Origin of the sequence: Hyunsoonleella rubra, assembly GCF_042684665.1 — a bacterium.
GTDB lineage: Bacteria > Bacteroidota > Bacteroidia > Flavobacteriales > Flavobacteriaceae > Jejuia > Jejuia rubra.
The window spans coordinates 174505-198460 of the sequence record NZ_JBHULY010000034.1 but is presented as its reverse complement, the minus strand read 5'-3'; the positions used below and the strand labels follow the sequence as shown (position 1 = coordinate 198460).

Genomic DNA, 23956 nt, shown 5'->3' with positions numbered 1-23956 from the left:
ATGAAAAAATATATAATTTATATCGGAATATTAGTTGTAGGGCTTCTGTTAGGATGGTTTCTTTTTGGTAATGCCTCCAATGAAGAAACAGTACATAATCATAACGAAGCAGTAGAAAAAAATCAAATGTGGACATGTTCTATGCATCCACAAATTATGCAACCAGAAGCAGGAGATTGTCCAATATGTGGCATGGATTTAATTCCTGCTGAAGCTGGAGCCGATGGATTAACAGCAGACCAATTTAAACTGACTAAAAATGCAATGGCATTGGCTAACATTCAAACATCTATTATTGGTCATAGTAAAGCCGAAGGTAATACTGTAAAGCTTTCAGGGAAAATAATTGAAAATGAAGAATCAAACGTAGTTCAAGTCAGTTACTTTTCTGGTAGAATAGAAAAATTAAATATCAGTTACACAGGCGAAAAGGTAAGAAAGGGGCAATTGTTAGCAACTATTTATTCTCCAGAATTATTTGCAGCCCAACAAGAGCTTATTACAGCATCTTCTTTAAAAGAATCTCAACCAGAATTGTATAAAGCAGTTCGTAATAAGTTAAAACTTTGGAAACTATCAGAAACCCAAATAAATCAAATTGAAGCATCTGGTAAAGTAAAGGATAACGTTTCTGTTTACGCTACTGTATCTGGAACGGTATCAGAAAAATTAGTTGAACAAGGTAGTTATATAAAGCAAGGGCAACCGTTGTTAAAAATAGCCAATCTAAACACTGTTTGGGCAAATTTTGATGTCTATGAAAATCAAATAGACATGTTTAGGAAAGGACAGGAAGTATCTTTTAAAACTAATGCATATCCTAATAAAGCTTTCAAAGCTAAAGTTTCATTTATAGATCCTACGCTTGATGTTAAAACAAGGACTATCAAGTTAAGAGCTGTTTTAGATAATAGAAAGGATTTGTTTAAACCAGGCATGTTTATAGAAGGTAACATAGAGCTTACTAACGCAATTAAAGGGGATATATCTGTAATACCTTCAAGTGCTGTTTTATGGACAGGAAAACGCTCTGTAGTGTATCTAAAGAAGAGCCTTAACGAACCTGTTTTTGAACTCCAAGAAGTAGTATTGGGTAGCAGAATTGGAGAAAATTATGAAGTATTAGAAGGAGTTAATAATGGAGATGAAATTGTAACTAATGGCACATTTACTGTAGATGCTGCTGCGCAATTACAAGGTAAAAAGTCCATGATGAATAAAGAAGGTGGTAAGGTAATGACTGGTCATGAAGGACATCTTGGTATGGATTCAAAACCTTCGAATACAACTAAAAATCACTCCAATATGAATGAAAGAATAGAAGTGTCAGAAGATTTTCAAAATCAATTAAAAACCGTTTTTAATGATTACATCAAATTGAAAGATGCTTTGGTAAACGAGGATTCTAAAGAAGTGATTGAATATGCAAAATCGTTTCTATCTAATTTAGGAAAGGTTGATATGAAATTGTTAACTGATAATGCACATAGTCATTGGATGACCTTAGAAAAAGAATTAAAAACTTCAGCAAATTCAATTTCAAACATATCAAATATTAAAGAACAAAGAAATCATTTTAAACATTTGTCATCGCATTTGGTAAAGGCTCTTCAGTTATTCGGTATAAACGAAAAGGTTTATTATCAATTCTGTCCGATGGCAGACAGTAATAATGGAGCATTTTGGTTGAGTAAAGAAGAAAAAGTAATCAATCCGTATTTTGGGGAAGCCATGCTTACCTGCGGAGAAGTGAAACAAGTAATAGAATAATAACAATTAAATATTAAAACAATGAAAAAAGTAATTTTAAGTGCGGCTGTAATTGCAGTCATAAGTTTAGTAAGCTGCAAAAGTGAGACAAAGCAAAAAGCAGAAACAACCACCGAAGTTTCTCATGAAATGGCAATGACAAACTTGTCTTTTGGAGTAAGAGGAAATTGCGGGATGTGCAAAAAGACTATTGAAAAAGCAGCCAAAGGTGTAGATGGGGTTGCTAAGGCAACATGGGATGTAGATAAAAAGAAAATAGATGTGACATTTGATGATTCTAAAACTGATGCAATGGCTATTCACAACGCTATTGCAGCTTCAGGTTATGATACCGAAAAAGTTTCTGGTAGTGAAGACGCATATAAGGATTTGCCTGGTTGTTGTCAGTATGACCAAGGAATGGAAATGAATCAATAAATCGAAATCAAAGAGGATAATCATTAAGCAAGAATGTAAAAGACGTTCTATATATTGATTAAGTTATAAACAACTCTCTTTGTTTAAGTAAGTTGAGAGGGTTGTTTCAATTCGTAATATAATAATTTGATAAATTTTATAAAGTATTTTAAAGGTGCTAAAGTTTTAATTCAATAATGATAATTAATTATTTTTGATAATTTCTATACAAAATAGTATTGAAATTTATCTATTTTCCTTGCTATAGAAGGAAAGGACATTGGCTTAGATTCTAATTTTATACATATATCTTTTAAATCCAATAAGGTTGAATTGATATAGTATAGGTCATGCTCATTATTGTCAAGTGGTTTTCTACATTTTTCTAACTCTTCAATAAGTTGTTTACACACTTCTGGGGAATTGTTTTGAGCAATAGCATTAATTGATTCAACAATAAACCTTATAGGGTTACTATACTCATCGAATTTAAACTCATTTTTTTCATAATAAGTTTTAATTAATTCAATTATATATGGGATTGATTTTGGGTTGTTATGCTTAGGGAAGTCCTCTGTACGTAAACTGTTTTTTGTCCTTCTTGTAAATATCTTTTGCTCTTTAATCCAATTATTAAAATATAGGAACGCCTTTTCGTAATTAGATTTAATGAGATATTTAATAGTGATTAACTCTTTTAAGTGTTCATCATTTGCATTATAGTAATACAGTATTTTTTCTATAATGAAATCACTTTGGTTATTTTCAATTAGAATGTCAAAAATTGTCCATACTATATCATCTGTAATCTCTTCTTGCATATTTTTGTTTGCGATTTTTTTAAGTAAATCGACAGAAGGGTTAATTTGATAGTATTTCTTTAAGATTTCTTTTCTAAAGTAATGGTTTTGATTATTATCTAATAAGTAATCTTCTATTTTAGGATAAGCCTTTCTTAAACGATTATCAATAGCATAGATAAAGTGGTTTTTTCTTATTTGCTCAACATTAATACCTTTTTCAATATTTCGAATAATCCTGTCATCAACAGTTGATTTATCTAATATTTCACATATATAGCCAATACCATGATGCTGTCCGTTAAAATTCATTGTGCCATCAACCTCCAATAATTCTAAAAGGATTTCATCAGGATACTTTAAATTAAGTAGATTTCTAAAATACCAGAGAAAATCACATTCCTCTTTATCTAATAAAGATTCTGATTCAAGTTTTATGGATTTAATCGATTCTTGGCACCAATTATTGATAAAATCATATTGCTCTTTTGTAATCTTTATGGGCTTGTTTAGTCTGTTGTTGCGCTTAGAATGTATTTCTTCTTTAATTTTCTTTATTAGGTATAATTTCCTGTTGACTAATTTAAGAACATCATCACATGCAACATGTTTAGAATCAGAAAGGCGTAATGTCTCATGGACAATATTAATGACTAATTGAGGAATGGACTTTTGTAATTCAAGAGTCTCCCAATATATTTTCTCAAATTCATGAAGACTCTCCCAACTTGTTTTTTCTGATTGAAGGTTTTCAAATAAAACTTTTACTAATTCTATTAATTTGTCTTTATCAAATAATAAATTAAAATTCAACATTTCTTTGGTTTCATGGAGTTGCTTCCATTCACTTCTCTTTTTTTTCTCTAAAATATCTCCTTTAAAATCATAGTTTGACTCCTTTAAAATAAGATTTTGAAACTCTACTGCCAATTCAAAATTTCTCCAACTCAAATTATTTCTAAAATGCAGTACAGATATATCATTAATGTTATTTTTTTTGTATTCTTTTGATAAAAATTCAATACACTTTTCAGTAGCTATATCAGACATAAATCGCATTCCAATTTTATTTCGTAAATCATAAAATTTCAAAAAGGCTTCATGTTGTGTATTTGTGATTTTGAAAAACTCTGAAAAACTCTTTTCAAAATCAAAAAGGTATTGTCTTTTTTCAATTCCAGCATAAATAAAATTCACTACTTTATCTAAAACCTTTTTATCGGTAGAGTACATTGCAGATAGTTTTTTAACTGAATCTGTAATTTCACTTTCGTTAAGATGATAATTATCTTTTCTTATTAGAAGAAAATCTAAAGCAAATAAAAATGAATCTATATCACGAAATTGTAAAAGGACATTATTCAAATTTTGTCTTTCATTAGAAGAAATATTCCTGTCTTTAGGATATTTTCGCTCTATTTTACCACTTATTACTTTAGCTACTTTCTTAATGTAATCGATATGATTATTAGGGTCAACGGATTTTTCATTAATAAATAACTCTTTTTGAAAACACTCTAATATGGAAGTAAATGTTCTGTAATAATCATTTTCTTGAATCTTAGATAATAGTTTTGTGAAAAACTCTTCATCTAAATGATATTCTAATCGTTTTACAAACCTCAATAAATCTGATTTACCATCTAAATCAAAATCCTCATTATTATCATCTAAATATTTTAAGATTAAAGCTTTTATTTCTTTTTCTCTTTCATTCAAATTCATGTGAGACAATAAATCAAAAGCAGATATTCTTGTTCTTCTATGGTTTGTTATGTCATTTATTTCAGAGATTAAAAAATCAATATTTTTAACGTCGTCTCCAAACTTGGCAATTTTTATTGTTTCACTATCATTAGTCCTTATCCATAAAGTATTAACCTTACATCTTTTAATAAAATAATCTTGAAAAACATCTGATCTTATGTCTTTAGATATTCTGTCTGAATCAGATTTAAATAGAACTTCTGAATCGTATTTTTTAAGCCATTCAGTTAAATTCATGTAAGTTTCATCAGTTGATTCTAAATCATTAATCAAATAGGATATTGAATTTAACCATGAAGGGTGTGTTTTATTATTATCAGAATTAAGACAAATAAAGCTAATGATTTCATTAAATGGAAGCTTCATCAAAGCTTTTGCGACAAAATACTCTTGAAGGTTTTTATGCTCAAATTGCCATTTATCTGTGTTGTAAACTTTTTCGATAAAACAAGAATTAATTAGTTCTGCCTTATGATTTGGAATTAACATTGTTAGTTCGGAATCTTCAATCACTCTTGATTGCATTGCCTCTATGGTTAATGCAGTTTTTTTACATGCGGAAAATATTATAGACTTATCATATTCTTTATTCTGAAACTTTCTAACCCTGTCTTCCTCTAATCTTTTATCAACGTATTTTTCAATTAGGTCAGTTTTGTTTTTTGGTAAACTGGAATTTTCCGAATAGTATTCTCCGAAAAGGTTTAAATAAAAGGGGTTTTCTAAAAACTCTCTTTGGTCTTCATTAACATGTAAGCCTAAAATTACTTTACGGGGAAATTTGAATGCCGACTGTAAATGATTTATTGCACTTTGATAACTTATACTATCAAGAAAAAAGCATTCAAATTTTGGTATTCCTTTTACAATATTTTCATAAATGTTGGTTCTACAACTAAGAACAAAATAAATATTCTGAAATTCATCTTTGCTATCAGAAATGAAGTTTTGAAGTTTAGCCTTGAACTCATTTATATATGATATTTCATCCAAGCCATCCAAAACAATCAAAAGGTTAGGTATTTTATCCCAGTCTTTTGGCAGAAAATCACTTATTTTACTATCAACAGTAAAACTGTTTATTACCCTGTAAAAAGGAATAGTATTCGTTTCTTCTCTATTCTCCCAAAAGTAATGTGCCAGTTCAGCTAATTCTACAGATTTACCTAAGCCTGGATTGCCTAACAATGCCAACCCGTCATTTTTTGAGTTTAAAATATTGTTATTAACTATTGAGATTAGATTATCTGAATCATCTTCTTCGTAATATAAATATCTATGAGACTTCTTAGCTTTTCTTTCCTTAATTAAACTTCGAGGAATATAATTTGAACATTTTTTGGCATTTGAAATAAATTTTTCTTTATCCTCTTCACTAACTATGATTTTCCTAAAATTTCCTCTTGAAAGAATGATGCTCTTAAACTTTTCAATTTCCTCGTTTTCATTTATTTTGAGACTACATTCACGTTTGTAAATTTCTTTATATATGTCTTTATTAAGAGCGAATAAGTTTTCTACTCCATTTGCTTGGTCTAAAAGTCTTGTTGTAAAAGAGAATTTGTCAAATACAGGTTCAGTCTTTTCGGCATTTCTATTATTACGAAAATTAGCTCTTGGGCTAATAAATAATACTAAATCATTTTTGTTAAATTTATAGTTTGACTCTAAATCAATAGCTTTAGCATAAATAGGTCCAAACTTTAAATCTGTTGAATAGTCTTTACATTCAATATAAATTGACCTCTCTTTTAAATTTTCACTAATAACAAATTGAACATCAAAACCGTCTTGTGTTCCACTAAATTGAATACGCTCTTTATGGATTATATAGCCTAACTTGTTGAATAGGTAAGAGAAGAACTCTTTGGTTAATTTTTCAAAATTTTTACCATCATTTTTCATTAATTAATGTTACATAATTTATGTGGGAAAAGCAATATATTTGAATGAGAAAAAACAAAAAAATAATCTTGATTAAGAATCAGGTATTTAATTACTAATATTTGATATTTTTAGAAAAGAAAATAATAATTATGAGTCTTCCAATTCAGAGTTTAAAAAGCTACAAAAATCCAAAAGAAATAAAACTTCCTTACAATACTGCTTATTATAATTTCGGATTATTAAGTGAGCTTGACTTCATAATTGGAGGCTATGGAAAGGCTGACCATAAGTTTATATTTAATTTAAATACTTTTGTTGAAGCCTTTGTTCTGAATGAAGTTTTTTTGGTTTCAAAGCAAGAATGGGATCATCATTTTTGTATTGCTAAGGAAGTGTTTAAAGACGGAAGACCTATAACTAACTTGGTACTGACAAACCCAAAAGGAGTCACGCTAATAGGATGGCCAGTTTGGATTGACAAAGGAGTAGTGAAATTTGTAAAAGACATGAATAACCCCGAAGACAAAAAGGAGGAGTCTAATATTCTTGTTGAATTTCAAAAACAAAATTCAGAATATATAAACGACAAATACTTTAAAGAGGCATACTTTAAAGGACAGACTGAAAAATATTCTTATTTGTGGCATGGTATCTCTGAGGTTAACGGAGAAAAGAAAAGGTTAGCAGTATTTGAAACTGAAACTACTTTTCCAAAACTTTTGAATGGAATGTATAATACTTTGTCTCACTCTATCTTTCAAACAGCTTTACCCTTTAGAGGTTTTAAATCGGATATTGAAGTTAATAAATCACTTGGCGTTCCTAACAAGACGTATGATATTCTTGCAAAAACATATAATGAGAAGTTGGGTAGTTTGAATCAATATGTTGGATATAAAAAAATACCAATACCACCTCTTGTGGCTATTTTGCTTTCAAAATGTAAAACCAAAGAGGAAATTCCTGAAAAATTAATTGAATTAAGAAATGATTTTACAGAATTAAGAAAGTCATTTGTTGATATTGAAAAAAGGTTAGATGAATGTGATAGTGTAAGGGAACAAATGAAAATAAATGATGAGTTTCAATCTTTTTGGAAAGCATTTAGTAAAAAGTATAAAACAACTTCAAATAGATTGGCATTTCATTTTTGGGATTTAAAAGATAAATCAAATTTAAATAAAGCTGTAGAAAATATTTTGGACGGAAATAAAATTGAGGATTTCACAAAGGATTTGAATGTTACTAACTTTTCAACTTCTATTTTATCCAAGTTCTATGACTTGTATAAAGATAGAAAAGCATTAAATAGATTCAAGGGAGTTACTAATTTGTGGGAATTATTTTTAGATACTCCAACATTAGAAAGACAAGCTTTAGATATAGAAAGATTGTTTGGTTTCAAAGTAAATAGAGATGAATTAATAAAACTTGCTAATTCAATCCAGAAATAATGAAATTGATAGTAACATTTAAGCAGTTAAACTCTGATTTTAGCCAGAAATATGCTAATGCATATAATGCAGGAAAAGAAAGTAATGGAAATATGAAATACCATTGGTCGAGAGGCTATGAAGTGAGTGTTGATATAGATAAAGTTATATTAAAAGTAGGTTCTTTAGTTGTTGATAACCTATTAATCAATGAAGAAAAAGTTGAGTTAAATCTGCCTAACATGAAAATCCTCGAATGTGTTTCAAGAAATGAAGTTGTAAATAATTTTGCTGTATCAAAGGCTCTTTTGAAAAAGACACAAAAGACTTATAATGAAAAGTATGATATTATACGATTTTATTTTTATTTAAACTCAAATGAGGATTATGTGCAACTTGGCAATAAAATATATTTACATGAACCCGATATTCCTGAACAATTAATGGAATTTAAATAATTCTTTCATTTCTACTTCAAGAGCTTCTGAGATTTTTAACAAGGTAGTTGTGGTAGGGTTCGTTCTACCTGATTCAATACGCCTTAGAGACCCATCATCCATATCAAGAATGTCGGATAGTTCTTTTTGACTAATTTCTTTCTCATCTCTTATATAGACGATACGCTTACCAAGTTTTTTTAAATATTCTTTTTCTTTTTTGGTTAATGACATGATTAGTTGAATGAATCACAAATTATATTTTTGGTTTCATTAACCAGAGGGCTTATATGCCCTGTATGAAATATTATTTATATATTTGAATTTAAGCTTATGGTTATCTCTAAGATGAATTGTTGCTTAGACATTATATAAACCTCAAAACCTACCAATGAAAAAAAATCTATTATTATTAGTTATAGTAATTACTATAATTTTAAGCTGTTCAACTACGTCCGATAATAATACAGATTCAAATAATGATTCTACTTTAAATCCACCAGAGTGGATAAGAGGCGTATGGTTAGCAAGTACTTGGATAGATGCAGGATATGAATTTTCTACTGATGACTTCTGTTTTATTGAATTATGTGATAAATCTTGTATGGGAGATGAAGCAGGAAGCTTTAATATCAGTTATGAAGAAGAAATAACCGATAGTTATTACTCTTTTGCCATAATTAGGTCAAATTCGGATAATACTTCGGCAACAAGAACAGAATATGAGTTTGAAAAGGTTTCAGATACAGAAATCAAAAGGATAAACCAAAGTGCTGTTTATACTAAACAGCAAGATGATTGGGTAAATTGTAGCCTATTTGATGTAAACACTATTTATCCTCTGAACAACGAGGATGCCTGGTTTGTTATTAGTGTGGGCAATGCACCTGCGCAAGCTATAGTTAAATTGGAAATACACTTTGAAGATGGTACAATAGAAACAGATGAATCAGATCCAAACTCATATATCCAAAAGGCAATTAGGATAGACAAAGAAGCAACAAAAGCAGTATTGACTGTTAAAGATTTAGACAATTTAAGTGGTATCGATTATACCATAATAGGTAGATTATATAATTCTGATTATAGTAGCCAATACTTTGTTATATACGAGGAAGATATAAGAGGTGTAGTTAAAACAATTCTCTTTGAGTAACTAATAAAGTGATAATGATAAAAGTGTATTTATGGCATTTGTATATATTGGAATAGCGGTAGTTGTATTTATAATAATATTTAATATTTCCGACAAGGCAGTTAACAAAACAAAGCCAAAGTCTCATATCAACAGAGTAACAATGGATAGCGTTAAAAATGTTATGAACAAACAGCAAAAAGCAATGGACGATTTGCAAAAACTTGCAGAGGATAGATTATATAGAGCATTAACTTTAGGATTAGAAAAAGCTTCAACTGAAATTAGAGAGAACCCAGATTATCTTAAAAGGTTTATGAAAGTGCTAATTGAGAATCAAAAAAAGGAAATAACTAAAACTGTCTATGAAACTTCCAACCCAAATATTCTATTAAGTAATGAACAAATCAAATATTCTATCGAACAAGCTGTTATAAAGGTTTCTAATCACGCAGAAAGATTAAATAACGAAAGAAAATAATTTTAATAACTCAATAAGCTATAATTTATTCTATGACAAATAAAGATTTGGCAACCGAATATGCAAAGGCATTTAATAATTTAGATATTGCATATATAGAAATACATTTAGCAGAAGATTTTAAATATACCTCTCAGAAGGTCTTTAGCCAAATGGAGTCCAAAGCAGAATATTTGGATTATTTAAAAGGCAAATTTTCAACTATAAGAAATTCACAATCAAAAGTAGTTGCCAGATTGGGTTTGTTTAGAAATGAAAACTGTATCGCACTTTATCAAATTGATTTGATTAAAAAAAGTAAAACTGAAACAGCCACCCTTTTAATGGAGTATGGAAATAGCAAAATTAAGAGTGTTTATATGTGTATGATACCAAGTATTAATGAAATTGAATTACTGGATGAATTGCCTTGTTGAAAATTGCCATTTCCATAAAAAAAGATTTTTTTTCATAAATAAACTTCATAATTTTATTGTCAAAAGGATTATTATCAAAAACTTTTTTATAATTCAATTAGACACTTCATTTTAATCGAAAAAATTGGACTTTTTAGTAATAATTATGCTCTTTTGTGAGGATGCACCCTGAAAACCGTGATTTAGCTTGTTTTTACCACTAAATTTATAACTGATATTGAACAACTTTAAATTTTAAACATCTTATAATTTTGCTTTAAAAATGCTTGAACTCCTTGATATAGTTGGATTTTTATTGATTTAATAAATTTGATTTATAAATTACCTTGTATGGTTTTTTGTAGGTCTTTAATAATCATCAAAAAAATGCCTTTTTAAGCAAAAACACCTTGATAACCCCCTTTTTGCCCAAAATGCCATTTTTTGCCCAAAATCCACGTTCAGAACAAAATAACTTTAATATTTAAAATTGGATAATTTTAAAATTTCCAATTCTTCGAATCGCTTATTATATGTGAGATTGAAGAAGTTTTATTTATTTCATTTTTTGAATTTTTCAAAATTTCTTTATATGGTTTTTTGTGGGGTAATGTCGGTTCAAAAAAATTGCATATTTGCCCCTGTCTGTACCGACAATCCCCCATATCAAAATCTTGTATTAAATCTTTTTGAATACCCCCTGCATAACCAAATTCAACATTTTAAAACAGCTTGAAATTTGGAATATTTTTCCATAATAAAAATCTTAATAAATATAATATTGTCATAAAATAATTAACGTACTATTTTTAGATTATAGTCTAAACGCAGTATAATAAATAATATGAATTGAACACTATCTAAGGGATTAAAATATATCATTTATAACCATCCTAAAATTGGCATAGTAAATTAATATTTCGTATATTTAACTTAAATAAAAAAGCCTTGAAGTACTACGAATACGACAAGGCAAATCAATAAATGTTTAACGCAAATTAAAATTTAAAGACATGACAAATGTACAAATTTATGTGGGTACTTATGCAAAGTACAACAATGGAAGTATTTATGGGGCTTGGCTCAAATTAGAAGACTATTCAGATTATGAAGATTTGAAAAAAGCAATGCGAGAACTTCACAAAGATGAAGATGACCCAGAGTTTATGATTCAAGATTATGAATGCTCTGAAATTATAAAAGGTTTAGACCTAATAAGTGAGTCTTATATTTCAGAAGATATTTTTAACATAATTGAAGTGATAGAAAGTTGCAGTTATGAGGACGAAGTAGTCGAAGCTTATATTTATTGCTTAGGCGGTTCTAATGATATTCAAGAAATTTTAGATAAAGTAAGTGAAAGTTATTGCGGGGAATATTCAAACGACCAAGAATTTACACAAGAACTACTCGAAGAAACGGGCGACCTTAGTTCCAATTTACCATCATATATTCATATTGATTGGGATAGAACGGCAAATGACATTATGATGGATTATACCAGTCATAACAACCAATATTTTAGATTAATGTAAAACATTCAAGCCCTCATAACGGGGGCTTTCAAAACTTTAAAGAAATGAAAGCAAGATATATAAGGGTAAGTACCAGTAATCAAAAGACTGAGAGGCAACTTGTAAAAAAGCATAAGGATGAATCATTATTTATAGATGTTATAAGTGGTGCTATTCCTTTTAAAGACAGACCTAAAGGAAAAAAACTGTTAACGGAAATTGAAAATAGTAACATTAATTACATATCAGTACATAGTATTGATAGGCTTGGCAGAAATTTATTTGATATACTATCTACCTTAGAAATACTTAACGATAAGAAAGTAACCTTAAAAGTGGATAACTTAGGTATAGAAAGTTTAGTAAAAGACAAGCCTAACCATGCTTTTAAATTAATCATTTCCGTAATGGCTAATATTGCCGAAATGGAAAGAGAATCTCTTTTAGAAAGACAACGAGAGGGTATTTCTATTGCTAAAGCTAAAGGCGTTTACAAAGGGAGAGTTAAAGGTTCTGTTGAATCTGACAACGTGGTGTTACAAAGATATAAAAACGTTGTAAAACACCTTAAAAAGGGTCAGTCTTTGAGAAATACTGCTAAGTTATGCAATGTGTCTTTGGGAACTGTACAAAAGGTAAAGTCTATTATAAAAAATCAATAAATCGACAATGGAAGGTTTGTTAAGCAGCAATCAGAAAATCTTGTTCTTGATTATAAAATTCTATAATTGATTTCCAACGCCTTTTAATTGTACTAAGGCTCATTTTACTTTTTTCTTGTAGCTCTTTTTGTGTCATTCCTTTGGTATAAATTTCTATTAATATTTTTAGATTCTTATTTAGTAATTCTTTACCTCTGTATTTATTAAATAAATCTGTTTTTTCCTGTGATGTTAAATTGTAATCTGGGTTCCAAAAAATAGTTTCATACTTTTTTCGCCCGTTAAATGCATAGGGTGTAGCAATAACATCGTTTATTATATCTTCAATCTTACGGAATGAATCTATTCGTTCTTGGGTCTGTCTAAATACATGTATAATCGGTGCATAATAGTGATATATTTGATTGGCTAATGCAGTCAAACAATTTTTATCGGCTTTGGTACAAACTCGATAGCCATTTAGAATACCCTTTAAAACAGGATAGAACTTGTACATAGATTTTATTCTATATTCTGGAAGTAATACTTGCATATACTCAAATTGACCTCTTAAAAATGGTTCTCCATTAAAATCTTGATTTTGTAAAACATGATGCCTGTTTGTAGTAAGTACATTGCCAAAAGGTTTATGGTATATCTTTTTATTTTTAACTTCTGGATAAGTTATTTTAACACCAGATAAGGGCGTGCCATTATTAAATAATTCATTTAATTCTTCTAAACTATTGCGTTTTGTGAGTGTTATTTTGCTTTCCATATTCCTTTAGGCGTTCAATTAATCCAGTGCGTAAAATTATTTTATTTTGAGTTTTCTGGCAATTCGGTCACAAAAAGACAAAGTTTCCCTACTAAATCAGTAGGGATTAGGGCTTGGATTTTCTTTATATTATTATATATATACTGTGTGACACCTTTATTTTTAGGACATTTTTCAACACAAACCATTCATTAAAAGACACTTAGAGGCTAACCTTCGGTTGTATAGTAAAAAGTAAGATAAAACATAGGTGCAATCCAGAAGTGCCAAGGCACCATGAACTACCACCTATTTAATTTTTTTGTAGAGAAATTTGTGCCATCTAACCTTTCTAAGATTATTGCAATGAAAATATTAAGACGAAACGGCACGTGATGAGCTTTATCTTTTATATCCTATCTCCATTAAATAGGTTTACCAAAATATGATAGGATTGACTAAACGGGCGCATAGCATTTAGTTTTTATAAAGTATATATAGAATAGAAACTAAACCGCCCATAAACTAAACCTATCAAATCAGACTAATTAGAATTGAACAAGTCAATTAAACCTTTGTTTAAGCCCCGTCAAAGCCCAGTAACATTGAAAGATTTAAAAAATTATTTAAAAACAATAAATTAGTTGCCAACAAATAGTTTTACTGCAGGAATGAGTGCGGAAAGCGGGATTAAAACCTTTAGGGATGCCGATGGACTTTGGGAAGGGCACGACGTTATGGAAGTAGCTACTCCAGAGGGTTTTAGAGCTAATCCCGAGTTGGTTTTGGATTTTTATAACCAACGCAGACGACAACTTTTTGAGGTGGAACCTAATTCAGCGCATCATGATTTGGCCTCATTGGAAAAGGATTTTAAAGTGAGCATCATTACCCAAAATGTAGATGATTTGCACGAGCGTGCAGGAAGCACCAATGTTGTGCATTTGCATGGCGAATTGCTAAAGGTTCGAAGTACTTATGACGCCAATGATATACAAGAATGGAAAACCGATTTGGTACTGGGCGATGTCTGCCAAAAGGGCCATCAATTAAGACCACATATTGTTTGGTTTGGTGAGGATGTCCCGATGGTTCAAAAAGCCATGGAAATTTGCGAAACGGCCGATATTTTGATAATTATTGGTACGTCAATGCAGGTATATCCAGCGGCGGGATTGATGCATTATGTGCCAGATCATACGCCTACCTATTTTATTGACCCAAAACCAAATATTGAGAGCAAAAAAAATTTAACGGTTTTTGCAGAACCTGCCACCGTTGGTGTAAAAATTGCACTAAATTTAATTAAGAACGATATTAGTCATCCTTAGCAAGTACTGTTAATGGTAAATCCTCAGTACCCGCATAAAACACCACAATTTCAACTGGTCTGTTACCCTCATTTATGCCGTAGTGAATTTTATTTACTAACTCCACGATGACATCACCTTCTTTTAGATAAAGCGTATTTTCATCCGCATCCACAACTGTTAATTTTCCTTTTAGCATGATACCAGAATTGATTACCGGGTGGTAATGCCTATGCAATTTTGTTTTTGGAGGAATTGTAATTTTTAAGACCGTTATTTTAGGCTGTCCTTCAGGGTATTTTGGCAAGGTATCCCCATTCCAGCTTTTTATAGTTTCGGCAAGTTTTTCAACCTTGATTTCGCTGATTTTTGTGGTTTTGCAAGCACATAACGTAACTAAAAACAGAAATACTGTTATTATTCTGCTATTCATTTTTAATGATTCTAAAAGTGAGATTAATTCTTGATCCAATATCCTTTTTCGTTTTTGGAATTCTGTGTTTCCAAAAATGTTGCGTGCTGTCTTTCATTAAGAGCATACTCCCATGGGATAATGGTATATCTACCCTTTTTAAATCATTTCGCTCGATATGCTTCAATTGAAAAGGTCTGGTTTCACCAAAGGACACCGAAGCAATAATGGGGTTTCTGCCCAGTTCCTTTTCATTATCTTGATGCCAACTATTACTGTCGTTTCCTGTTCTGTAATAATTCAAAAGGCATGTAGAAAATTCAACCTTTGCCTCTTTTTCAATGCGCTTTTTTATAAACAACAAATCTTCATTCCATGGATGTGGTTGCATCAATATACCAGAATATTTGTAGGTTTTATGGGTATTGCCGTATAGAGCAGTAAGCCTTGGGACATCATATATTTTGCCGAAAAACTTAATCTGATCTTGTTGCCAATTGATATTTTCAGCTAAGCTTATATATAAGCTATCGCTTTCTTCTTTTGAAAAAAAACTGTTGAAAAGACTTATCTCGGCATCGGGCAAATCATAGATAGTCTTACTGTTGTTCATGTCAACCAAAATATAGCCCTTTAAGTTTGGGCAAAAGCGCACTATGAGGATCCAAAACTAAAGAAATTATTTTTTGCGCAATTATCTGTAAAATCTCATTTTGTAGGCATTAACACAGCGCACATCGCTAACATTGGAATTATTAACTACTTCAACATTGTTAAAAGAAGCAACCAATATCTCAACTTGGCCGTTATCGTTTAATACAAGATTGTCAATAACTAAATTTGATGGATTAGTATCGGAACTGATATATTGAACCCCTCCAACAATATAAAAAACATAGGCTGTTCCAACCTGTCCACTTGACCCATCGATAGTATAATTTGTCCTTTCTGTATCGTTAGGATCGAAAAACATATTGAATCCCAAATCCGTAGTTTCATCGAGGGTACTATGTCCTCCTGTTTGAACAGACGGAACTCCAAAATCCGCATCGGCTCTATAACCATAAACATTGTGGTCAAAGTCTTCAAAATTAATCGTACTGGTACAATTTTCGTCAAAAGAAATTGCGGCCTCTAGCTCTGATAGAATAACGATGGCATTGGGGTTACTTTCCTTGGTGCTACAATTCAGAAAGAAAAGGAGCACAAAAACAAGTACAAGGAGTTTTGATAGTGTTTCCATTATAATAATGTATTGTTTAACAGCTAATTAAAGATACTGAAAAAAACATCTTTTTTAACGGCTAACCACTTTTTTTTTATCTATTCATCTCCTCAATCCCTTTACCCAATTATTTTATGACTTGTTGTTAATGTCCGTTGTTTTTCCCTTTAGTTCTTTTCAGAAATGTTCAGGGGCTTCTTTAACACTTGCACTTTTAATCGATTAAAAAAATACCATTGGCCGCCGTAATGCAAAACTTCTGATAAATTACTCCTTTGTGTAGGTTAAAGTCACATCTTCCCTGGTGCTTACCACCTCTGTACCGTTATAAACCTCTACTTCAAAAAAGTCGGTTAAAGTGGCGGTAACGGTATTTCCAGAAAAAACCCCAACAATATCCTGAGAGCCATTTTCAATCGTAATGGTATTCCCGTCCTGTGTCCAGGTAGATTCTCTATCAAAACCGCTAAGGCATTCGTGAAACGGGTTAAAATTGTCATCTACGGAAATAAAAGTGAGCCCGCTAACTATCCTTACCGTTCCATCCTCTTTTATTTGTATAAAATCATTTTCGTAGCAATCTGTTTCAACGAACATATTCCTAGAGGCCTGTCCATCTGAATTAAAATCGAAGGAACTTTCAATACTTAAGGATGTAAGCAACCAACTTCCAGCCGGTGCAGAGATGGGTGCGTCACCATCCGAAGAACATGAAAATAAAGCGATTGTAAATGCCGTTAGGGTAAGTAAGTTCAAAATTTTGGTTTTCATAATGTGATAATTTTAAGTTTTAACATTTACCATCACATCGAAGTCTTACAAAAACATCATCATTTATTTTTCTCCTCAATCCACTTACTGAGGTATTTTGAACTCTTAAGCAAATGATATTGAAGCATTTGTCCTACGAAATTTTTTTCTCTATGAGATTTTAAATTGTGAAGTACTTCTCTAATCTTCAATAAAAGTTCATGCTGATACTTTTTCTTTTGAAAGCGATAATTAATCACTTTAAAGCCATTGTTTTGAAATGAAGTCCAAAGCGTATTGTTCCAGTAAAGTTCAACTGCACTTTTTACAAAAGGTTCTGGTTCGTCCCGTACAAAGCCATTGGGCACCTGTTCACCGAACATGCCCTCAGCACCGATGCTACTCATTATGCATGGAGTTCCATTTTGCATAGCATCCACCAACTTTCCTTTCAAACCCGCCCCAAAACGCAATGGCGCCAAACAGACTTTTGCTTTTTGCATCACTTGGTTCACATCTTCGGTAAAACCTTTGATTAAAAATCCCTGCTTTTCACTATGAAGTTGATTTACCTTTTCAGATGCATAAGCACCATAAATGTGTAATTCAGTATTGGGCAATTGCTTTCGAATCAACGGCCAAATAGTCTGCTTTAAGTAAAGGACAGTATCAAAATTAGGGGCATGCAAAAAGTTTCCAATGGTAATAAAATGGTTGCGCTCCTCAAACTTCGGCAAACTTTTAATATGAGCTTCATCAATATAATCCAACATAAATGGCAAATACATCAAAAGCGACGCATCAACCTTAAAATCATTTTGAAGCAGTTCCATTTCTGCTTCTGAAATAATCAAACTCAAATCGCATCGGTAAATACTTGCGATTTCGCGTTTTGCGGTTTCGCTGAATAAATATTTATTACCAGAAGGAATTCCATCTTTCAAAGCCTGATGCCGACCCTTTCGCAAACAGTGCAAATCCTCAGTATCCAAAACCCGCAATGCATTTGGACAATTTTCGGAAACCCTCCACCCAAATTGCTCCTCCATCATAAAACGGTCAAACAAAACTACATCTGGATTGAGTTGTTTAATGAAACTGTCAAAACTGGAATTGTTTAGCGCAATGGATTTTTGAGATACACCAATCAAATTTAAATCGAAAGCATTCTCGGTTTTAGCGCAGGGACTTGCGAAAGTGATGTCGTAGCCACCCAACAGAAAAGCTTCAATGAGCTGGAGCATCCTACTTCCCGCCGCTGAACTCTTTGGCTCCGGCCAAACATAGCCGATAATCAATAAATTTTTTTCTGCCACGAATTCATAAATATTCCTAGGTTCTACCTACTGCTAACTGAGACTGCGACTGGGGACTATTGGGGCTCCGCCTCCAAGCTATATTTAAACCGCACCTGCTTGGCCCAATCCACCAAAGCCATTATTTGCTCCTCCGAAAGTTTAGCATCACCATGGGTCCAAGTATAAGAATTTAAAGGCATTTTGCCTTCCTCTACTTCTTCTATCAGCTCTTCAAACTTATGGTCTTTTCGTTTTATGGAATTGCCTTCCCATTTCGATACATTAAAATGCTCTTTCCCTTCTTCAACATGATGATTCAACCAGTAATTCACTGGAGTAATACTATTATACCAAGGGTAACGTGTTACATCACTATGGCAATCATAACAGGCTTGTTTTAGAATCAGTTTAACATCCTCTGGCGGATTAGTCTCAGATTCAAAAGCATCAATAGTAGCCAAATCACCCTCATTCTTTTCGGGGCCAAAAAATTGAGCAATTAACAGCACTACCAGTAAAATCAGTCCTATTTTTTTTAGTATTTTCATCTGTATAAATTTAAAGCCTAAAAGTAATAAACCTTTTGACCACTGCCGAACTTTACGACGAATTAAATTACGTAAACCACTCCCGAGAAAAGCGTCTCTATTATGCCAATATGGTGATGGACAATCCCGATTTGATTCCAAAACTGTTGGACATCCTATTTATGGTAGATGATAAAATTTCGCCTCGTGCGGCTTGGGTATTAGAATTTATGTGTAGCAAGAAAATAGAAGCCATCATCCCTTTCTTAGACCGATTTACCGAAAACATGAGTAAAGTTCATCTGGATTCGGCCGTACGTCCCGTTGCAAAAATTTGTGAGCTTTTGATTAAAGCCACAAGCCCTAGCATTGAAAAGGCCCTAACCGTAACCCACAAGGAAAGGGTTATCGAAAACTGTTTCGACTATATGATTAACGACGAGAAAGTGGCCCCAAAAGCCTACGCGATGAGCACACTGTTTATTTTGGGAAAGGAATTTGATTGGGTTCATCCTGAGTTGCAACTAATTTTAGAACGCGATTTCCACCAACAAAGTGCTGCATTTAAAGCGAGGGCAAGGCATATTCTAAAAAAATTGAAGAAGGACAGATGACGGATGACTGATGACAGTTGACGGATTACCGCAACTGAGTAGTGTAAACCAAACACTGCCTACCGCACACTGCACACAGCATACCGAAGAAAACTTCGGACTTCAGGCTTCCGTCTTCTGTCTAAATAAGCTATCTTTGCATCCTTTAAAATTAAACATCCATGTCATTATCTCCCTTAAACGCCATTTCACCAATTGACGGGCGTTATCGCAGTAAAGTCAGTGAATTGGCTTCTTATTTTTCTGAAGAAGCTTTAATCAAATATCGCGTTCGTGTTGAAATTGAATATTTTATTGCTTTATGTGAAATCCCTTTGCCTCAATTGAAACAGGTGGACCATTCCGTTTTTGATAGTTTAAAGGCTATCTATCAGGATTTTTCTTCTGAAGATGCGCAAGCGATAAAGGACATTGAGGGTGTGACCAATCACGATGTGAAGGCAGTTGAATATTTCATCAAAGAGAAATTTGACGCTTTGGGATTATCCGAATTCAAGGAGTTTATCCATTTCGGATTGACTTCTCAAGACATAAATAATACAGCCATTCCGTTAAGCATCAAGGAGGCAATGAACGATGTGTATGTACCTGAATATTTCAAGGTATTGGAGAAATTGAAAACCTTGGTTGAGGAATGGAAAAACGTACCCATGCTTGCCCGAACCCATGGACAGCCTGCCTCCCCTACCCGATTGGGCAAGGAAATTGAGGTTTTTGTAGTCAGATTGGAAGAGCAGTTCAATCTATTGAACGATGTGCCGAGTGCGGCAAAATTTGGAGGTGCTACTGGTAATTTTAATGCACATTTCGTGGCCTATCCAGAAATTAACTGGAAAACCTTTGGCAATCTTTTTGTGCAGAAAAAACTGGGTTTACAACATTCTTTCCCAACTACGCAGATTGAGCATTACGACCACATGGCTGCTTTGTTTGACACCCTAAAACGTATCAACACGATTTTAATCGATTTGGACAGGGACATTTGGACCTATGTTTCCATGGATTATTTCAAACAGAAAATAAAAAAGGGCGAAGTTGGAAGTTCAGCCATGCCGCATAAAGTAAACCCAATTGATTTTGAAAATTCAGAAGGGAACCTCGGTATTGCCAATGCCATTTTTGAACACCTTTCGGCTAAATTACCGATTTCAAGATTGCAAAGAGATTTGACCGACAGTACGGTTTTAAGAAATGCCGGCGTACCTTTTGGGCATACTTTGATTGGTTTTAAATCTACTTTAAAAGGATTGAACAAGTTGTTGTTAAACGAAAGTAAGTTTGCTGAAGATTTAGAAAACAACTGGGCAGTAGTTGCGGAAGCCATCCAAACCATTTTAAGGCGAGAAGGCTATCCAAACCCCTACGAGGCGTTAAAGGGGCTTACAAGGACCAATGAAAAAATTAATATGGCCTCCATTTCAAATTTTATTGATACCTTAGAGGTTTCTGACGAAATTAAGGAAGAACTAAAACAAATTACGCCAAGTAATTACACTGGAATATAGCGCGCCATCATGTTGAATAGCAAGCAGACTTTAATTTTAACGGGCCTATTAGTAGCTGGCATTTTTGTATGCGGAATTTTGGATATTCTAGATAACTTTATCATCCTAACCATTTTGACACTGACTTTTTTTGCTATTATTCTGAACGTATTTTATTCAAATTCTAAATACAACGCTCCGCAGGAACAGGAAGTAGAAAACGATTAAAATAAAAAAAGGCTTCCATTTCGGAAGCCTTTTTCTCTGTTAACATAACTATAATTAATTTGCGAGAATCTTGTTTAAGGATTCGAAGCGTCACTTCGAGTGTCACGCGAAGGCGTGATGTATCGAGAAGCTTTTTTTGTCGAAAATTTATTTGTTTTCGATACGATCCCGACAACTATCGGGATCACTCAAACTGACATAAATTTTCTTAACTTAATTCCCGTCAATTAAAGAAATCTGTCATTTCCTTAAACTGCGACGCATCCATGCCCGAATGGCGCATGGCCTCAACCAGAGCGTACATTTTTTCCGGTTGCATATCATTTCCTAATAAACGAACTACGCCAAAACCAATTTCCTTTGAACTGCCCAATACAATCACTTCATCTGCCTCATCATCATCACCCACATATTTAATGACAAATTTGTTGCCCCTATCCTGAAACTCCATAAGATCCTGGTATTGCTCTTGTCTTAAAATATCCTTTACCTCCTGCAACTTAGTATTGTATGTCTCCTGATTATTTTCATCAGCCTTAAAACCAATGAAATTCAATCGTCTTACAGATTTATAAGCCTCCTTCTGTTCATCCGTCAATTTGGCTTCGTCCAACTCCAGCATAGAAATTGGGATGTCCTGTGATATAAAATCTGTAGTTTCTTGGTTGTCCACAAAATAACGCTGTAAACTGGGTTCGCTTTTGCAATTAAACATGACTGCACATAGCAATACAATCGCAAAAATTTTAGCTGTTCGATTCATTTGATTGATTTTAAAAATTAATTGAACAAAGTGATTGCACCTTTTTTATCGATGCAATCACTTCGCTTTTTTTTGACCCTTCGACTACGCTCAGGGCAGGTTGATGAATGGATGTGTTATGATTTCTTTTTATCCAGGTGCTGACCGCCAGGTATGTTCATTTTATTGGTCAACTTTGAAATCTCGTTCAAATCGATATCGCCTGTCATCGAAACCACAACGGTTTCAATTTTACGTTCTTTGCCATTGATTTCGACTTTCTCTTCCATTTTCTTATCGATTCCCGTCACAAAAATCAGCAACTCTTTCACATGGTCGGCATCCCTACCTTCCTTCACATAAAATTTCACCTCGGTACCGTCATCGCGCACTTCCATTAATTCTTCCAAGCTTCCTGAACGGGATCTTACCCATTTAGTAATATCTGCCGAAATGGCTTTGCTGTCGGTAACGATGGTTTTAAAACTGGTAATGCTTTTTACCATGTCCATAAACGCCTTTGCCTCGGGATCACTTTCGTCTACGCCAACTTTGGCAATCATCTGGAACATCTTTGGCTTAATATTCACATAAGTTACATCAGGGCTATCGCTATACTTATCGAATACCGAACTCTGTGCCATACCAACTACTGGCAATAGTAATACTGCCATCACAAATACTATTAATCTCTTTTTCATCTTACTTGTTTTTATTGCATTTAAAGTTTTCATCTTTTCTTAAGGTTTTTTAAAAATTATACTGGTTGAATTTTCAATTTCATTGAGATATCCAATCGCAGAAGTGCCTTTATTCACTTCATCCAGATACCCAATGGTTGAAGTACCTTTATTCATATGATTTGAAATCATAGCTAGCGTTTTTGATACTTCGTTAAACGCATCTTCCGGCTCACAAAACGTTCCCACTAAGTTTTCCTCACATTGGTCTGCACCAATGAACGGGTCCGTAAAGTAAACCCCCAACATAATAACTGCAACCGCTGCGACCGACATCCACTTGTAATTGAATTTTCTCTTAGGTTTTAATGGCAGGTCTTTAGTGAACCGTTCCTGTTGGTTTCCTAAAAAATACACAAACATGGGTTTGTAGTGCTCTAAGTGTGGCGCAACGTCGTCTCCAGAAAAATAGTTTTTTAACACTTGCTCTTCCTTAAGGCTCGTCTCCCCGTTCTCGTACTTTTCAAGTAATTTTTCTATACTATTTAATACCATAATTATGCGTATTAGTTAATCGTTCTCTTATCGTTTTTCTCGCTCTTGAGAGGGCCACCCTTACCGCCGTATTGTTCATCCCCAGCATTTTGGCAATCTCATCAAAATCGTATTCCTCTATATCCCTTAATTGGATAATCATCCGTTGTTGCTCAGGCAACTCCTCAATAATCCGCTCCACCCAACTCACACTGTCGTTCAGCTCCACTTGCCTCTGTAATGGCGTATTCTTTTCCTCATAATTGCTATGTACAATCTTCAAGTTTTGCGCCTGTTTCGATTTCAACTTGTCCAAACAAAAATTCTTTGTCATCGTCATTGAAAATGCCTCCACATTCTTGTACTCCTCAATCTTTTCCTTGTTCCGCCATAATTTCAAAAGCACCTCCTGCGTTGCATCTTCAGCTTCTTCTGTTGAAATTAGTAGTCGCTTGGCCATTCGGAACAACTTATCCTTAAAAGGCATTACAATATTCAAAAACTCACTTTGAGTCATATTCAGGTTTGGTTTTCAGAAAACAGCTGGTTTAAGGCCATTTGTAGTTACGACGAACGAGGATTTGTTTTGTTACACCACAATTAAAAAAATATGTGTTATTTGGGCGTTTCCCTTCCCGATAGCTATCGGGTGGGTCGGGCTTTCGGCAGTCGCTCCCTCCTACCGTCGGGGAGCTTCAACAAATGCCTCAATCCCTAACGCGGGCAAGCCTGCCATAGC

25 protein-coding genes are annotated in these 23956 nt (G+C 32.9%); 12 read left to right on the top strand and 13 right to left on the bottom strand.

Going from position 1 to position 23956, the window contains the following annotated elements:
- The gene (locus ACFSR8_RS14105) at positions 1-1770 is read left to right on the top strand and encodes an efflux RND transporter periplasmic adaptor subunit (protein ID WP_380293120.1); all 1770 of its coding nucleotides are present in this window, start codon (positions 1-3) and stop codon (positions 1768-1770) included.
- 21 nt (positions 1771-1791) lie between these two features.
- A complete protein-coding gene (locus ACFSR8_RS14100; protein ID WP_380293118.1) occupies positions 1792-2187 on the top strand; it encodes a heavy-metal-associated domain-containing protein in 396 nt (131 codons plus the stop codon).
- 203 nt (positions 2188-2390) lie between these two features.
- On the opposite strand, the gene ACFSR8_RS14095 is transcribed toward ACFSR8_RS14100, so the two are convergent.
- Positions 2391-6638, bottom strand: coding sequence for an NACHT domain-containing protein (locus ACFSR8_RS14095; protein WP_380293116.1), 4248 nt, complete (start codon positions 6636-6638; stop codon positions 2391-2393).
- 131 nt (positions 6639-6769) lie between these two features.
- Between ACFSR8_RS14095 and ACFSR8_RS14090 the strand changes: the two genes are divergently transcribed.
- The gene (locus ACFSR8_RS14090) at positions 6770-8074 is read left to right on the top strand and encodes a hypothetical protein (protein WP_380293114.1); all 1305 of its coding nucleotides are present in this window, start codon (positions 6770-6772) and stop codon (positions 8072-8074) included.
- Positions 8074-8511, top strand: a complete 438-nt coding sequence (locus tag ACFSR8_RS14085; RefSeq protein WP_380293112.1) for a hypothetical protein — start codon at positions 8074-8076, stop codon at positions 8509-8511. The genes ACFSR8_RS14090 and ACFSR8_RS14085 overlap by 1 nt, the downstream gene beginning before the upstream one ends.
- Here the strand turns inward: ACFSR8_RS14085 and ACFSR8_RS14080 are convergent.
- Positions 8494-8724, bottom strand: a complete 231-nt coding sequence (locus ACFSR8_RS14080; RefSeq protein ID WP_380293110.1) for a helix-turn-helix domain-containing protein — start codon at positions 8722-8724, stop codon at positions 8494-8496. The genes ACFSR8_RS14085 and ACFSR8_RS14080 overlap by 18 nt on opposite strands.
- A 157-nt stretch (positions 8725-8881) precedes the next feature.
- Here ACFSR8_RS14080 and ACFSR8_RS14075 point away from each other — a divergent pair, with 157 nt between their 5' ends.
- The 5 genes from ACFSR8_RS14075 to ACFSR8_RS14055 all read left to right on the top strand — a co-directional run bounded on the left by ACFSR8_RS14075 (position 8882) and on the right by ACFSR8_RS14055 (position 12677).
- The gene (locus ACFSR8_RS14075) at positions 8882-9646 is read left to right on the top strand and encodes a hypothetical protein (protein ID WP_380293108.1); all 765 of its coding nucleotides are present in this window, start codon (positions 8882-8884) and stop codon (positions 9644-9646) included.
- A 31-nt stretch (positions 9647-9677) separates the two neighbouring features.
- Positions 9678-10106 carry a hypothetical protein gene (locus tag ACFSR8_RS14070; RefSeq protein WP_380293106.1) on the top strand — a complete coding sequence of 143 codons (429 nt, stop codon included), beginning with the start codon at positions 9678-9680 and terminating at the stop codon, positions 10104-10106.
- Between the two features lie 32 nt (positions 10107-10138).
- Positions 10139-10522: a hypothetical protein gene (locus ACFSR8_RS14065; RefSeq protein WP_380293105.1), complete on the top strand. Its 384-nt coding sequence runs from the start codon at positions 10139-10141 to the stop codon at positions 10520-10522.
- 992 nt (positions 10523-11514) lie between these two features.
- Positions 11515-12036, top strand: a complete 522-nt coding sequence (locus ACFSR8_RS14060) for an antirestriction protein ArdA (protein ID WP_380293103.1) — start codon at positions 11515-11517, stop codon at positions 12034-12036.
- 44 nt (positions 12037-12080) lie between these two features.
- Entirely contained in the window at positions 12081-12677 is a 597-nt protein-coding gene (locus ACFSR8_RS14055; protein ID WP_380293101.1) for a recombinase family protein, read from the top strand.
- Between the two features lie 19 nt (positions 12678-12696).
- Here ACFSR8_RS14055 and ACFSR8_RS14050 read toward each other — a convergent pair whose 3' ends face one another.
- Complete coding sequence (locus ACFSR8_RS14050) at positions 12697-13434, bottom strand: hypothetical protein (protein ID WP_380293099.1); 738 nt, start codon at positions 13432-13434, stop codon at positions 12697-12699.
- Between the two features lie 650 nt (positions 13435-14084).
- Between ACFSR8_RS14050 and ACFSR8_RS14045 the strand changes: the two genes are divergently transcribed.
- A complete protein-coding gene (locus tag ACFSR8_RS14045) occupies positions 14085-14744 on the top strand; it encodes an SIR2 family NAD-dependent protein deacylase (protein WP_380293343.1) in 660 nt (219 codons plus the stop codon).
- Here the strand turns inward: ACFSR8_RS14045 and ACFSR8_RS14040 are convergent.
- The 6 genes from ACFSR8_RS14040 to ACFSR8_RS14015 all read right to left on the bottom strand — a co-directional run bounded on the left by ACFSR8_RS14040 (position 14731) and on the right by ACFSR8_RS14015 (position 18956).
- Positions 14731-15156: a cupin domain-containing protein gene (locus ACFSR8_RS14040; protein ID WP_380293097.1), complete on the bottom strand. Its 426-nt coding sequence runs from the start codon at positions 15154-15156 to the stop codon at positions 14731-14733. The two genes, ACFSR8_RS14045 and ACFSR8_RS14040, sit on opposite strands and share 14 nt — an antisense overlap.
- The gene (locus ACFSR8_RS14035; protein WP_380293095.1) at positions 15149-15748 is read right to left on the bottom strand and encodes an alpha-ketoglutarate-dependent dioxygenase AlkB family protein; all 600 of its coding nucleotides are present in this window, start codon (positions 15746-15748) and stop codon (positions 15149-15151) included. Before ACFSR8_RS14035 ends, ACFSR8_RS14040 begins: the two co-directional genes overlap by 8 nt.
- 81 nt (positions 15749-15829) lie before the next feature.
- Positions 15830-16378, bottom strand: a complete 549-nt coding sequence (locus ACFSR8_RS14030) for a hypothetical protein (RefSeq protein ID WP_380293093.1) — start codon at positions 16376-16378, stop codon at positions 15830-15832.
- Between the two features lie 249 nt (positions 16379-16627).
- Positions 16628-17131, bottom strand: coding sequence for a hypothetical protein (locus tag ACFSR8_RS14025; RefSeq protein ID WP_380293091.1), 504 nt, complete (start codon positions 17129-17131; stop codon positions 16628-16630).
- A gap of 59 nt (positions 17132-17190) precedes the next feature.
- Entirely contained in the window at positions 17191-18426 is a 1236-nt protein-coding gene (locus ACFSR8_RS14020) for a glycosyltransferase family 4 protein (protein WP_380293089.1), read from the bottom strand.
- A gap of 56 nt (positions 18427-18482) precedes the next feature.
- Positions 18483-18956: a heme-binding domain-containing protein gene (locus ACFSR8_RS14015; RefSeq protein ID WP_380293087.1), complete on the bottom strand. Its 474-nt coding sequence runs from the start codon at positions 18954-18956 to the stop codon at positions 18483-18485.
- A gap of 35 nt (positions 18957-18991) precedes the next feature.
- On the opposite strand from ACFSR8_RS14015, the gene ACFSR8_RS14010 reads away from it, so the two are divergent.
- Both ACFSR8_RS14010 and purB read left to right on the top strand, forming a co-directional pair.
- A complete protein-coding gene (locus ACFSR8_RS14010) occupies positions 18992-19549 on the top strand; it encodes an adenylosuccinate lyase (protein ID WP_380293085.1) in 558 nt (185 codons plus the stop codon).
- 161 nt (positions 19550-19710) lie between these two features.
- Positions 19711-21054 (top strand): adenylosuccinate lyase, encoded by a 1344-nt coding sequence (gene purB, locus ACFSR8_RS14005; protein ID WP_380293083.1) that lies wholly within the window; start codon positions 19711-19713, stop codon positions 21052-21054.
- 430 nt (positions 21055-21484) lie between these two features.
- Here the strand turns inward: purB and ACFSR8_RS14000 are convergent, their stop codons facing one another.
- The 4 genes from ACFSR8_RS14000 to ACFSR8_RS13985 all read right to left on the bottom strand — a co-directional run bounded on the left by ACFSR8_RS14000 (position 21485) and on the right by ACFSR8_RS13985 (position 23734).
- Positions 21485-22024 carry a DUF4252 domain-containing protein gene (locus ACFSR8_RS14000; RefSeq protein ID WP_380293081.1) on the bottom strand — a complete coding sequence of 180 codons (540 nt, stop codon included), beginning with the start codon at positions 22022-22024 and terminating at the stop codon, positions 21485-21487.
- 116 nt (positions 22025-22140) lie between these two features.
- A complete protein-coding gene (locus ACFSR8_RS13995) occupies positions 22141-22704 on the bottom strand; it encodes a DUF4252 domain-containing protein (RefSeq protein WP_380293079.1) in 564 nt (187 codons plus the stop codon).
- 39 nt (positions 22705-22743) lie between these two features.
- Positions 22744-23238, bottom strand: coding sequence for a hypothetical protein (locus ACFSR8_RS13990; RefSeq protein WP_380293077.1), 495 nt, complete (start codon positions 23236-23238; stop codon positions 22744-22746).
- Positions 23225-23734, bottom strand: coding sequence for an RNA polymerase sigma factor (locus tag ACFSR8_RS13985; RefSeq protein ID WP_380293075.1), 510 nt, complete (start codon positions 23732-23734; stop codon positions 23225-23227). The genes ACFSR8_RS13990 and ACFSR8_RS13985 overlap by 14 nt, the downstream gene beginning before the upstream one ends.
- Positions 23735-23956 lie beyond the last annotated feature (222 nt).